Origin of the sequence: Aeromonas dhakensis, assembly GCF_002285935.1 — a bacterium.
Taxonomy (GTDB): domain Bacteria; phylum Pseudomonadota; class Gammaproteobacteria; order Enterobacterales; family Aeromonadaceae; genus Aeromonas; species Aeromonas dhakensis.
Map to the genome: position 1 here is coordinate 2,919,701 of NZ_CP023141.1, position 13,184 is coordinate 2,932,884.

The 13,184-nt window shown below is 58.9% G+C and carries 10 protein-coding genes; 3 read left to right on the forward strand and 7 right to left on the reverse strand.

What is annotated here, in order from left to right:
* Positions 1-28 precede the first annotated feature (28 nt).
* From xseA to CK627_RS13765, 6 genes are all read right to left on the reverse strand, one after another.
* A complete protein-coding gene (gene xseA / locus CK627_RS13740) occupies positions 29-1,393 on the reverse strand; it encodes an exodeoxyribonuclease VII large subunit (RefSeq protein ID WP_095592628.1) in 1,365 nt (454 codons plus the stop codon).
* 101 nt (positions 1,394-1,494) lie between these two features.
* The gene (locus CK627_RS13745; protein WP_095592629.1) at positions 1,495-2,424 is read right to left on the reverse strand and encodes a DMT family transporter; all 930 of its coding nucleotides are present in this window, start codon (positions 2,422-2,424) and stop codon (positions 1,495-1,497) included.
* A gap of 138 nt (positions 2,425-2,562) precedes the next feature.
* Complete coding sequence (locus tag CK627_RS13750) at positions 2,563-2,982, reverse strand: ExbD/TolR family protein (protein ID WP_095592630.1); 420 nt, start codon at positions 2,980-2,982, stop codon at positions 2,563-2,565.
* The gene (locus tag CK627_RS13755) at positions 2,982-3,737 is read right to left on the reverse strand and encodes a MotA/TolQ/ExbB proton channel family protein (protein ID WP_095592631.1); all 756 of its coding nucleotides are present in this window, start codon (positions 3,735-3,737) and stop codon (positions 2,982-2,984) included. The genes CK627_RS13750 and CK627_RS13755 overlap by 1 nt, the downstream gene beginning before the upstream one ends.
* A 2-nt stretch (positions 3,738-3,739) precedes the next feature.
* Positions 3,740-4,525 carry an energy transducer TonB gene (locus CK627_RS13760; protein ID WP_095592632.1) on the reverse strand — a complete coding sequence of 262 codons (786 nt, stop codon included), beginning with the start codon at positions 4,523-4,525 and terminating at the stop codon, positions 3,740-3,742.
* A gap of 236 nt (positions 4,526-4,761) precedes the next feature.
* Entirely contained in the window at positions 4,762-6,630 is a 1,869-nt protein-coding gene (locus CK627_RS13765; protein WP_217349746.1) for a potassium transporter Kup, read from the reverse strand.
* 465 nt (positions 6,631-7,095) lie between these two features.
* On the opposite strand from CK627_RS13765, the gene guaB reads away from it, so the two are divergent.
* From guaB to CK627_RS13780, 3 genes are all read left to right on the forward strand, one after another.
* Entirely contained in the window at positions 7,096-8,559 is a 1,464-nt protein-coding gene (guaB, locus tag CK627_RS13770; protein WP_005301581.1) for an IMP dehydrogenase, read from the forward strand.
* Between the two features lie 83 nt (positions 8,560-8,642).
* Positions 8,643-10,232 carry a glutamine-hydrolyzing GMP synthase gene (guaA, locus tag CK627_RS13775; RefSeq protein ID WP_017781381.1) on the forward strand — a complete coding sequence of 530 codons (1,590 nt, stop codon included), beginning with the start codon at positions 8,643-8,645 and terminating at the stop codon, positions 10,230-10,232.
* A 308-nt stretch (positions 10,233-10,540) separates the two neighbouring features.
* Positions 10,541-11,728 carry a tyrosine-type recombinase/integrase gene (locus CK627_RS13780; protein WP_095592634.1) on the forward strand — a complete coding sequence of 396 codons (1,188 nt, stop codon included), beginning with the start codon at positions 10,541-10,543 and terminating at the stop codon, positions 11,726-11,728.
* A gap of 257 nt (positions 11,729-11,985) precedes the next feature.
* Here CK627_RS13780 and CK627_RS13785 read toward each other — a convergent pair whose 3' ends face one another.
* Entirely contained in the window at positions 11,986-13,131 is a 1,146-nt protein-coding gene (locus CK627_RS13785) for a reverse transcriptase family protein (protein ID WP_157737185.1), read from the reverse strand.
* Positions 13,132-13,184 lie beyond the last annotated feature (53 nt).

A 13,184-nucleotide genomic window follows, 5' to 3' on the forward strand; every position in this document is an offset into this window, starting at 1 on the left:
GGGGGCACCTGATGTGCCCCCTTGTTCGTTATGGCTGGTGGACCTCTTCCACCCGCACCCGCAGCTGCCCCTCTGCAAGCTGGGTGACCAGCGTCTGGCCGGCATCGACCTGGGCGGCGCGGCTGATCACCTCACCGCTCTGGGTGCGGGTGATGGAGTAGCCGCGGCCCAGGGTGGCGAGCGGGCTCACCCCGTCGAGGCGGGTGCTGAGCATGGCGAGGCGGTGGCTAGCAAGGTCTTGGCGTTTGGCGATGAGGGCATGGAGGCGCTCCTCGGCCAGCTGGTGGCGACGCTTGCCGGTGGCCAGCAAGCGCTCCGGGCTCTTGCCCTGCAGGCGCAGCTCCAGATTGGCGAGGCGCCGCTCCCCCTGATGCAGTCTGTGGTTCATCAGCTGCTGCAAGCGGGCGGAGAGCTCGTCGAGGCGCTGGGATTGCTGCTCCAGCCGCCGCTTCGGATCCTGATGATCGAGCCGCTTTTGCAGCAGGATGAAATCGTGGCGGGCGGCGGTCTGCTGGCGGCTCATCGCCTGCAGCAGTTGCTGCTTGAGATGGGCGAGGCGCTGGGCACGGGCGCTCTGATCCGGCGCCACCAGCTCGGCCGCCGCCGACGGGGTCGGGGCGCGCAAGTCGGCGGCAAAGTCGCTGATGGTGACATCCACCTCGTGGCCCACCGCGCTCACCACCGGGATGGCGGAGTGGGCGATGGCGCGCGCCACCGCCTCTTCGTTGAAGCACCAGAGATCTTCCAGCGACCCGCCGCCGCGCCCGACGATCAGCACATCCACCTCGGCGCGGCGGTTGGCCAGGGCAATGGCAGAGACGATCTGGCTGATGGCGGCGCTGCCCTGCACCTGGGTCGGGTAGATAAACACCGGCAGATCCGGCGCGCGGCGTTTGAGCACGGTCAGCATGTCATGGAGGGCAGCACCGGTGGCGGAGGTGATGAGGCCCACCGCGCGCGGTTCGCGCGGCAGCGGCCGCTTGCGCCCCTCGTCAAACAGCCCCTCGGCGCCGAGGCGGCGCTTGAGCTCCTCAAAGCGCAGCGCCAGCACGCCGTCGCCCGCCGGCTGCATCGACTCGATGATCAGCTGGTAGTCGCCGCGCGGCTCATAAAGCGAGACCCGTGCTTGCACCAGCACCTGCATGCCGTCCTGTGGGCGAAAGGCCACCCGCCGGTTGTTGCCCTTGAACATGGCGCAGCGCACCTGGGCCGACATGTCCTTGAGGGAGAAGTACCAGTGGCCGGAGCTTGGCATCGCCAGGTTGGAGAGCTCGCCGGTCAGCCACACCAGCCCCAGATCCTGCTCCAGGATCATGCGCACGGCGCTGTTGAGGCGGGTGACGGTAAAGACCTGCTGTTGTCTGCTTTGACTCGGTTCGTTGCGGTAGTTCAAGGCTGGTCCTGCGCTGTGTGCCCCGCCTTGGGGGCGGGGGCATAAAACAATGGCGCCATCTTAACGCAGTTCGGGGCGAACGCCGAGCGGCGCTGGCCCGTTCAGCGTGCGTCCGGATCCTGAGGTTGCGCCCGGGCCTGAACGGCCGGGGTGCTGGCCTGGCTGGTCACCAGCCAGACCGAGAGGCAGACGACCAGGCCCCCCAGCACGAAGCCCTGGCTCAAGGTCTCGCCCAGCACCAGCGCGCCCCACAAGATGCCGAAGGGGGGAATCAGGAAGGTGACGGTGAGACTGCGTAGCGGGCCGATATCGGCGATCAGTCGAAAATAGAGCAGATAGGCGAGGGCGGTGCAGACCACGCCGACCGCCAGCACGCTGGCCCAGGCGGTGGGCACGGCCCAGTCGACCGCGGGGCCGGCCGCCAGCTGGTAAGCGAAAAAGGGCAGCAGGAAGAGGCTGGCACCCAGCTGGCTGCCAAAGGCCACCAGCTTGGCATCGAGCCCGCCGCGATGGGTGATCCAGCTGCGGGTGAGAAAGCCGGCGAGGCCGTAGCAGGCGGTGGCAAACAGGCAGGCCAGCACCCCGGGCAGCAGATGCCCACCGGCACTCACCTCGCCGGTGGTGGTGATGAGGCTGATCCCGATCACCCCCAATACCACCCCCAGCCACTTGCGCCTGTCAAGGCGCTCGTTGAAGCAGGAAAAGCCGATGAGAGCCCCCATCAGCGGCGTGGTGGCGTTGAGGATGGCCGAGTAGCCGGCCGGCAGCCAGAGGGCGGCGATGGCGTACATCAGAAACGGAATGGCGGAGTTGATGACGCCGAGCAGCATGGCGGACTTGAGCTTGCCCTGAAACCCAATGGGGGCGCGCAGCAGCAGGAGCATGACGGCAAGCCCGATGAGGGCGAACAGTACCCGCAGGAAGGTGGTGTTGACGGCGCCAAATGCCGGGGCGGCGATGCGCATGAACAGGAAGCTGGCGCCCCAGATGGTGGCCAGCAGGAGCAGGCGCCCATAATCGGCAGGTTTCATGGTGTCGTCCTTGCGGTGATGGTGGCCAATGTTGGCGCTGTATCGGCATGATGCCGACAAGGTGCCTGTGCTGGCAACTGCCTGGATGGCAGCAGGGCATCCATGCCCTGTGGTGTCGGCGTGTGGGTGACGGGAGCGTTACGGCTCCGGCTGGCTCACGAAGGCAATCTTGTGCAGGCCGTGCCGGGAGGCCTGAGCCATCACCCTGGCGATGATGCCGTACTCCACCTTGCGATCGATGCGCAGCTGGATCTCGGGCAGCTCCCCCTCGGCCTGGCCGGCGCTCTCCATCCTGGCGAGCAGAGCGGCCTCGTCGACCTCCTGATCGTTCCAGTAGATTTTGCCGGCCCCATCGATGGCGAGGTTGATGTCCTGCTTGTCTGGCTGGTTGAGCTGGCTGCTGGCCTCGGGCAGCTCCAGCTTGACCGCGTTGGTGAGCAGGGGAGCGGTGATCATGAAGACGATGAGCAGCACCAGCATGACGTCGATCATCGGGATCATGTTGATCTCGGAGAGGGGTTGATCGTCCCCCTCGTCCGACAGTTTGCCAAATGCCATCAGCCGCGCCCCTGTCTGGTTTCCCGCTCCATCAGCGGGGTGACGTTGTTGGTGGCGACCTGCTCGAAGCCGGTCACCAGCAGGGTGAACAGATCGTGGCCAAACTCCTCCAGCGCCGCGAGCCTGAGACGATTGCGCCGCACGAAGAAGTTGTAGATGAGCACGGCCGGCAGGGCGACTGCGAGGCCGAAGCCGGTCATGATCAGCGCTTCACCCACAGGGCCGGCAACCTTGTCCAGACTGCTCTGACCGGCGGCGCCGATGGCCAGCAGGGCGTGGTAGATGCCCCAGACGGTACCGAACAGCCCGATGAAGGGGGCTGCCGAGCCCACCGAGGCGAGGAAGGCCAGCCCCTGCTCCAGCCGCACCCGCTCCTGGGTGATGGCACGGCGCATGGCGCGCAGCAGATATTCATCCGGCGAGCCCAGCTTGCAGCTGACCGCACGCTCCTCGGCCCGGTTCAGCTGGGCCACGGCCGCCAGCGCGGCGCCGGTCAGCCGGCCATAGGCCTCCTGCGGCGGCAGGTGGGCCAGCTGGCGCTCCATCTCCTGCACGCTGTCATGCTGCCAGAAATTGGCGACGAAGCGGGCGTTGAGGCGTTGTTCCCGCTGTGCGAGGTAGCCCTTGAGCAGGGCGTAATAGCAGGTGCCAAGGGACATCAATACCAGCAGGATGAAGGGGATCAGCCCCACGCCGCTGTTCTGGCTGAGCAGGTGGGCGATGCCCATGCCGTTGCTTGCGATTTCAGGATCCATGTTCAAGCCCTTAATTTGAAAATGATGGTGACGTTTGCCGAGGCCTCGACGGCCAGGTTGTTCTGTCTGGCAGGAATGAATTTCCAGCGGCTGACGGTTTTGCGGGCCGTCATGTCCAGCCGCCGATAGCCGCTGCTCTTGTCCACCTCCACCGAGTCGACGGTGCCCTCGGCCGTCACCCGCACATTGAGGATGACCCGCCCCTCTTCTCCCCGTCGTCTCGACTCATAGGGATATTGGGGCTCGGGGTTGTTGAGCCGTGCATCGCTGGCGATGGGGGCACTGTTGCCAGCGCCGCCGCCAGCCTTGTGGGCAGGATGCTGACTGGCACTTTCGCCGCTCGCCTGTGCGGCCGTTGCCGCTGTCGCAGGGGCGGGCGCAGTGACCGGCGGTTGCAGACTGCTCACCGGCATGACCTTGGCGGGCTGCACCTGCGGGGGACTGTGTTTAAGCGATTTGACCACCGGCTTGACGCTTTTCTTGACTGGCTTGAGCGGCGGTTTTTTGGGTAGTGGCAACGGCCTGGCCTTTTGCTGCACTTTTTGTATTTGCTGCGCTGTGGGAGCAGGGGCGGGGGCCGCCTTGGCAGGAGCGTCATTGGTCGCCGCCTCACCAACCCAGCGGGCCGACAGGGTCAGCGGCAAGGGCGGGGTGATGGGTGCAGGCTGGTGCGCATAGAGCCACCAGAAGGCGGCAAGATGCAGGGCGATCGCGATGGCAAGGCAAACGAAACGGGCGGTGTCGGGATCGTTGGCGGGCAGTGCGGGTCTCGGGCTGCAGGCGTCCATCACTGGGCTCCCTGACGAGTCTTCATATACATACTCAAACGGCTGGTGTGAAGGCGCCCGAACCGGCGCCGATGTCGCAAGCTTGCCCGACGAATAGCTCATCAAACAATAATTATTATCAATCGTGTTTTAATCGTAACAGGATGAAAAACCGGGAGATAAGCATCGACACCAGGCTCCCTTTGCCGCCTCACAGGTTGCAACGCCGCCTTCTGGTAATGAGTGGCGGCAGCGGGTTACAGCTCCAGCAATACCCCGAGCTCCACCACCCGGTTGGCGGGAATATGGAAAAAGTCGGTGGCCTTGAGGGAGTTTCGGTTCATCCAGACGAACAGGCCCTCCCGCCAGCGCGCCATGCCGGGCAGATCTGTGCTGACCAGGTGCTCGTGGGAGAGGAAGAAGGAGGTCTTGGCCATGGTGACCTTCAGATCCTCCTGGGCGCAGGCCTGGAAGATCTCCTCCATGGAGGGCACCTCCTTGTAGCCGAAGTGGGCGACCACCTGCCAGAACCCCTCGCCAAGGTGGGTGAGTTCGATGCGCTCCTTGAATGAGAGCCAGGGCTCGTCCTTGATCTGAACGGTCAGGAAAATGACCCGTTCGTGCAGGATCTTGTTGTGTTTGAGGTTGTGCAGCATGGCGTGGGGCACCACCTGCACCGATTTCGAGAGAAACACGGCGGTGCCGGGTACCAGCAGTGGCGGGTCTGCCTGCATGTTGTCGACAAACCCTTTCAGTGCCAGTGATTTGTGTTCCAGCTTGTCGAGCACCAGCGCCCGTCCGCGCTTCCAGGTGGTCATCACCAGGATGGCCAGCAGCGCGAACAGGATGGGGAGCCAGCCACCGGCCAGAAACTTGGTGGTATTGGCGGCAAAGAAGGTGAGGTCGACCAGTAGCAGCGGCGCGCATACCAGCGCAATGAGCCAGCGTGACCACTTCCAGCGGCGGGCGGCCACCACCATCAGCAGCAGGGTGGTGAGCGCCATGGTGCCGGTCACCGCGATGCCGTAGGCGGCCGCCAGGTTGCTTGAACTCTGGAACCAGAGGATGACGAGGACGATGCCCCCCAGCAGCAGCCAGTTCACCAGCGGCAGGTAGATCTGGCCTATCTCGTGCTCCGAGGTGTGGCGGATCTCCTGGCGCGGCAGGTAGCCGAGCAAGATGGCCTGGCGCACCACCGAGTAGGTGCCCGAGATCACCGCCTGGGAGGCGATGACGGTGGCCAGGGTGGCGAGGATCAGCAAGGGAAAGGCCAGCCAGGAGGGGGCGAGCAGGTAGAAGGGATTTTCGATGGCGGCGGGATTGCGCAGCAGCAGGGCCCCCTGGCCGAAGTAGTTGAGCAGCAGGGCGGGCATCACCAGGGAGCCCCAGGCCAGCCGGATGGCGCCACGGCCAAAGTGGCCCATGTCGGCGTAGAGCGCCTCCGTGCCGGTGACGCAGAGCACGACGGCCCCCAGGGTGATGAAAGCGACACCCGGTCGGCTGGCCATGAAATCGAGGGCGTAGAGCGGGTTGATGGCTTGCAGGATGGCGGGATTTTGACCGATCTCATAGGCGCCGAGCGCCGCCAGCACCCCGAACCAGAGCAGCATGACCGGGCCGAACAGGCGGCCGATGCCGGCAGTGCCGTAATGCTGCACCCCGAACAGGATCACCAGTACGGTGAGGGTGATGGGCAGCACGAAGGGCGCCAGCTCCGGGGTGATCACCTGCAGCCCTTCGACCGCCGAGAGCACCGAGATGGCGGGGGTGATCACCGCATCCCCGATGAAGAGCCCCACGCCGACCAGACCCAGCATCATGAGCAGGGTGCGCGACCTGGCCGGGAGGCGGCGGGAGGCCAGCGAGGCGAGGGTGAGGATCCCCCCTTCTCCCTTGTCGTCGGCCCGAAGCACCAGCAACACATATTTGAATGAGACCACGATCATGATGGTCCAGAAGAAGAGGGAGACGATGGAGAGGATCCCCGCCGGCGTGGGTTGCAGGCCCAGGTGTCCGGCGAAGCTCTCCTTGAGGGCATAGAGCGGGCTGGTGCCAAGATCGCCATAGACGACCCCCAGTGCCGCCAGGGTAATGGCCATGCGCCCTTGCTGGTGTCCGTGATTCATCATGAAATTCCATTTCAATTCAGAATGTTAATCATGATACGCAGGCGCCGGCTCAAAGCAAACCCGCGCCGTGAAAAGGTCACGTCGCCTGAACGTACCGGCTCGGGGAAACCAGCCCGGATGCGGCGCTGCCCGGTTAAGCTTTTGAGGGACTTGCCAGAGGCGAGTGACCCGGTTTGCGAGGGTGCTCGACAGGTGCCAACGGGTCTGTGACGGGGGAGGGGTTGCGGGGTTGCCTGAAAAAATTAAACGGGGGCCTTTTTGCATAAAACCGCAATGAGGCAATTCTTTTGCCTGCAAACGGCCGTTTTATGACGAAAATTGTTGGGTTTTTAGCGTCTTGGCGACTGAAAAGGTCAAAACGCCATAAAAAATTCAAAAAACTTCTTTACCAGTGACCAATGCGTGAGTAAACTTCGTCGGCAATATTTTACACCCCCACTTCCTCAACGGTGAGATATTGCCATGCTCAGGATTGCCAAAGAAGCGTTAACCTTCGACGATGTACTGTTGGTTCCCGCCCACTCCGAAGTTCTTCCCAATACTGCCGATCTGCGTACCAAGCTGACCTCTGCCATCAGCCTGAACATCCCCATGATCTCCGCTGCCATGGACACAGTGACCGAAGCCCGTCTGGCTATCGCACTGGCCCAGGAAGGCGGTATCGGCTTTATCCACAAGAACATGTCCATCGAGCAGCAGGCTGCAGAAGTGCGCAAGGTCAAGAAGTACGAGAGCGGCGTGGTCACCGACCCTGTCACCGTACGCCCTGACCTGACCATCGCCCAGATCAAGGAGCTGAGCCACAAGAACGGTTTCGCCGGCTATCCGGTGGTGACCGAAGGCAACCAGCTGGTGGGCATCATCACCGGTCGTGACGTGCGCTTCGTGACCGATCTCTCCCAGACTGTCGAACAGATCATGACCCAGAAGGATCGTCTGGTCACTGTGCGTGAAGGGGCGCCTCGTGAAGAGGTGGTCGGCCTGATGCAAAAGCACCGTATCGAGAAGGTGCTGGTGGTCAACGCCGACTTCAAACTCAAGGGCATGATCACCGTCAAGGACTTCCAGAAAGCCGAGCGCAAGCCGAACGCCTGTAAAGATGACAAGGGTCGTCTGCGGGTCGGTGCCGCCGTCGGTGCCGGTGCTGGCAACGAAGAGCGCGTCGCCGCCCTGGTGGAAGCCGGTGTGGACGTGCTGCTGATCGACTCCTCCCACGGCCACTCTCAGGGCGTGCTGGATCGCATCAAGGCGACCCGCGAAGCCTACCCTGATCTGCAGATCATCGGCGGCAACGTCGCGACTGCCGCGGGCGCCAAGGCGCTGGCCGCTGCCGGTGTCAACGCCGTCAAGGTCGGTATCGGCCCGGGCTCCATCTGTACTACCCGTATCGTGACCGGCGTGGGCGTGCCCCAGATCACTGCCATCTCCGACGCCGTCGATGCGCTGGAAGGCACCGGCATCCCGGTGATTGCCGATGGCGGCATCCGCTTCTCCGGTGACGTGGCCAAGGCCATCGCCGCTGGCGCCAGCTGCGTCATGGTGGGCTCCATGTTTGCCGGTACCGAAGAGGCACCGGGCGAGATCGAGCTCTACCAGGGCCGCTCCTTCAAGTCCTACCGTGGCATGGGTTCTCTGGGCGCCATGTCCAAGGGCTCCAGCGACCGCTACTTCCAGACTGACAACGCCGCCGACAAGCTGGTGCCGGAAGGGATCGAAGGGCGCGTGCCGTACAAGGGCCGCCTCAAAGAGATCATCCACCAGCAGATGGGCGGCCTGCGCTCCTCCATGGGGTTGACCGGCAGCGCCACCATCGACGACATGCGCACCAAGGCTGAATTCGTGCGCATCTCGGGCGCCGGGATGAAAGAGTCCCACGTGCACGATGTGACCATTACCAAAGAAGCCCCCAACTACCGGATGGGCTGATAAAACGGGGCTGCGGCCCCGTTTCTCCACCCCTTTTTTATCCCGTGCTTTTTGTGATAACAGCAGCCTGATGCAGGAATAAAATGACTAAAGACATTCACCAGCACCGTATCCTTATCCTCGACTTCGGTTCCCAGTACACCCAGCTGATCGCCCGCCGCGTGCGCGAAATCGGCGTCTACTGCGAACTGTGGGCCTGGGATGTGACCGAAGAGCAGATCCGCGAATTCAATCCGAGCGGCATCATCCTCTCCGGCGGCCCCGAGTCCGTCACCGAAGCGGGCAGCCCGCGCGCCCCCGAGTACGTGTTCAACGCCGGCGTGCCGGTGTTCGGCATCTGCTACGGCATGCAGACCATGGCCGAGCAGCTGGGTGGCAAGGTGCAATCCTCCACCGAGCGTGAATTCGGTTACGCCAAGGTGGAAGTGCTGGGCAACGCCGGCAAGACCAGCGCGCTGCTGCGCAACATCGAAGATGCCATCGCCGACAACGGCAATGCCCTGCTGGATGTCTGGATGAGCCACGGCGACAAGGTCACCACCATCCCGGCCGACTTCACCACCATCGCCCAGACCGCCACCTGCCCGCACGCCGCCATGGCCAACGAGGCCAAGCGTTTCTACGGCGTGCAGTTCCACCCGGAAGTGACCCACACCCGTCAGGGTGCCCGCATGCTGGAGCACTTCGTCAAAGACATCTGCGGCTGCGAATGCCTGTGGACCCCGGCCACCATCATCGACGACGCCGTTGCCCGCATCCGCGAGCAGGTGGGTGACGACGAGGTGATCCTGGGCCTCTCCGGCGGTGTAGACTCCTCCGTGGTGGCCATGCTGGTGCACCGCGCCATCGGCGATCGCCTCACCTGCGTCTTCGTCGACAACGGTCTGCTGCGCCTGAACGAAGGCACCCAGGTGATGGAGATGTTTGGCGACCACTTCGGTCTGAACATCGTCAAGGTCGATGCCGAAGAGCGCTTCCTCTCCGCCCTGGCCGGTGAAGATGAACCGGAAGCCAAGCGCAAGATCATCGGCCGCGTGTTCGTCGAAGTGTTTGACGATGAAGCGAAAAAGCTGAAAAACGCCAAGTGGCTGGCACAAGGCACCATCTATCCGGACGTCATCGAATCGGCTGCCAGCAAGACCGGCAAGGCCCACGTCATCAAGTCTCACCACAACGTCGGCGGCCTGCCGGAAGAGATGAAGATGGGTCTGGTGGAGCCGCTGCGCGAGCTGTTCAAAGACGAAGTGCGCCGCGTTGGCCTCGAGCTGGGTCTGCCCTACGACATGCTCTACCGTCACCCGTTCCCGGGCCCGGGTCTGGGCGTGCGGGTGCTTGGCGAAGTGAAGAAAGAGTACTGCGATATCCTGCGCCGCGCCGATGCGGTCTTTATCGAAGAGCTGCGCAAGGCCGACCTCTACAACCAGGTCAGCCAGGCGTTCGCCGTGTTCCTGCCGGTGCGCTCCGTCGGCGTCATGGGCGATGGCCGCAAGTACGACTGGGTCATTGCGCTGCGCGCCGTCGAGACCATCGACTTTATGACTGCTCACTGGGCTCACCTGCCGTACGACTTCCTGGGTCACGTGTCGAATCGCATCATCAACGAGATCAACGGTATCTCCCGCGTGGTGTACGACGTCTCCGGCAAGCCGCCCGCAACCATCGAATGGGAATGATCACCCGTTAGGCATCAGCTGGTACTAACTGGCATAAAAATACACTTAAGCCCATGTTTGCATGGGCTTTTTTGTTTATGTGTTTGGCGTATTCTGGCAACGGATGGCATTGGGAAGCACCACTTGAGTATGGCATTCATGGTGGTATTATCGAGGAGTGATACCATGAGTGATAGCTGATACCATGCTGATTGGCCCTGTATGTTCATGGTATTAAATTTATTTAACTAACTGTTTTTATTGATTTTACTTTCTAATTTCTGGGTGGTTTTTTAGCATGGTATCGGATGCGAGGAAGGATAAGAATTTTGCTGACTGATACCAAGCTACGCAACCTCAAGCCGAGGGACAAACTTTACAAGGTGAATGACCGGGATGGCCTTTATGTAGCCGTTACCCCCGCCGGTTCGGTCTCGTTCCGTTACAACTACTCGATCAATGGCAGGCAAGAGACGATCACCTTTGGCCGCTACGGTGTCGGTGGTATCAGCTTGGCTGAAGCTCGCGAGCGGCTGAATGAAGCCAAGCGGATGGTGGCCGACGGTAAGTCTCCGGCTAAGGAGAAAGCCCGTAAAAAGGCTCGGGTAAGAGATGCTGAAACATTTGGTGCTTGGGCTGAAAAGTGGCTGCGAGGTTACCAGATGGCGGACTCAACCCGTGATATGCGTCGCTCAGTCTATGCTCGGGAGCTGGAAACGAAATTTGGCAACCAGAAGTTGACCGAGATCACCCATGAAGATTTGCGCATGCTGACGGATGCTATTGTGGAGCGAGGGGCTCCAGCAACGGCTGTTCATACCCGTGACATAGTGCTGCAGATTTATCGTTGGGCCATCGAGCGAGGGCAGAAGGTTGAAAACCCAGCTGACCTTGTGAGGCCAACGAGCATCGCCAGATTTGAGCCGCGAGATCGAACTTTGTCGCCTGCAGAAATCCGGCTTATGTATGAATATATGGGGCGGATTGGTACATCGCCCTCCATCCGTGCAGCGGTAAAGTTGCTGCTTTTGACCATGGTGCGCAAAAGTGAGCTGACCAATGCGACCTGGAACGAGATCAATTTCAGCGAGGCTCTTTGGACTATCCCAAAAGAGCGGATGAAGCGGCGGACACCCCACCTAGTGTTTCTATCCAGACAAGCTCTGGACATCCTGATTGCGTTGAAGACCTTCTCTGGTGGCTCTGACTATATACTGCCATCCCGTTACGACTCTGATTTGCCTATGAGCAGTGCCACTCTGAATCGAGTGATGACCATGACCTACACACTGGCCCAGAAAGAAGGCAAGCCGCTAGCCAAGTTTGGGCCCCATGACCTTCGCCGCACTGCCAGCACCCTGCTACATGAAGCTGGCTACAACACTGATTGGATCGAGAAATGCCTTGCTCATGAACAAAAGGGTGTGAGAGCTGTATATAACAAGGCTGAATATCGCGAGCAGCGCACTGCAATGTTGCAAGACTGGGCAGACATGATTGATGGTTGGGTTATTTAAAATAAGGGAGAAGATGTATTTACATTACATCACTTTGCGGTATTCGGTTCCATTTTAGTGAAATTAAGTTATCATAAGTTTATTTTGAACATAAAAATCCAATCATATTTACGTTATATGCTTTTAATTTTAGTTTTGGGGAGAGGGATTCTGTAAAGGATATCTTTTGTCAGTTTTCTTATCATATAAGAAAATTTCTACGTACGATAGAGGTAAAAAATTAATCTAAGTATTGCTAAGCTAATCATACGTCGTTGCTATGACCAAAGACCTGTCGCCTGTAGTTGTTCCGTTAGTTCAATATGTTTAATTTCCCCATACGAAAAATCGACTTGCCTTGCATAGTTAATTAATCCGAAAATATGTTCTATCATGCCATAGATGCTATTGAAACCTCTGTATTTCATGTGTTCCTTAACCCCAAATTTCTTAATTCCATAGATATGAGATTCAATTCTTTGTTTAAATTCTCTTGTTAGTAAAACATCTCGTCCGTTAACATTTAAACCTAATATTACCTTGTTTTGTCCAGGAGGGATCACTTTTATTTTTGTTTTGTTCAGGTTATACCCATATTTTCGGACATGTGTAAATACTCTTCCAATAACTTGGCTTGCTTGTTTTCTATCAAAGTTATCCTGACTAAATGAAATAAACATATCATCGGCATATCGAGAGTATATGCCACCTCGTTTTTGTGCATATTGATTCAATGTTTCATCTAGTTCCCTAAGGACAAGATTTGATAACATTGGGCTTGTGGGCGCGCCTTGAGGTACTCGACCAAAAAAATTAACATGTTTTTTACTATATACAAGGTCATCTGATTTGGTATTAAATAAGATCCAGTTTAATTTATTTTCTATTACGACTTTAGGTTGGTAAGTACAAATTCTGGCTAGCATGAAGGATATAAGAGGTTTATATCCATACATCCTAAAAACTTTATAAACATCGACATCTTTAATTGTGTGGAAGAAGTTTTCTATATCAAACTTTATTAGCCACCTTGACGCGCAATGCTTTTTAGCGCAATCAATAATAGAGCTATCTCTATGATATGAAAAACAACAGTTGTGTACTGGGAGGCGATAAAGTATTTCAGTGTTAATCCATCTTTGTAATGATTTTAATTCAGCGTTTGGGGCGTGAATAAATCTAGAGCCACCGGAGCGTTTGGGAATGGTGTATGCAGTGTAAAAATCTTCCTTTCTATCCACTATGGATTTTATTAGTTCAATCCTACTGTTGGATAGGTGTGAAAGGTGAACAATACTGTGGATGTAAGGTGTCCCCCAGCGCTGCATATGGTGAGCTTTAGACATTAGGTCTTGGAGATGCTCTTGAGAGCGTCCCTTTTCTAGACCAGCTTTAAAATATGAATGAGTCGAGACAATAGTCAAAATGCTACCTTTACTAGTCAGTGTAATCCTTCATCTTGCGAGCCAAGACTTCG

Bases quoted from the DNA above. Each gene is read 5' to 3' on its own strand.
- CK627_RS13745 (WP_095592629.1), bottom strand. From the start codon at position 2,424: ATGAAACCTGCCGATTATGGGCGCCTGCTCCTGCTGGCCACCATCTGG.
- CK627_RS13750 (WP_095592630.1), bottom strand. From the start codon at position 2,982: ATGGCATTTGGCAAACTGTCGGACGAGGGGGACGATCAACCCCTCTCC.
- CK627_RS13755 (WP_095592631.1), bottom strand. From the start codon at position 3,737: ATGGATCCTGAAATCGCAAGCAACGGCATGGGCATCGCCCACCTGCTC.
- CK627_RS13760 (WP_095592632.1), bottom strand. From the start codon at position 4,525: ATGGACGCCTGCAGCCCGAGACCCGCACTGCCCGCCAACGATCCCGAC.
- CK627_RS13765 (WP_217349746.1), bottom strand. From the start codon at position 6,630: ATGAATCACGGACACCAGCAAGGGCGCATGGCCATTACCCTGGCGGCA.
- guaB (WP_005301581.1), top strand. From the start codon at position 7,096: ATGCTCAGGATTGCCAAAGAAGCGTTAACCTTCGACGATGTACTGTTG.
- guaA (WP_017781381.1), top strand. From the start codon at position 8,643: ATGACTAAAGACATTCACCAGCACCGTATCCTTATCCTCGACTTCGGT.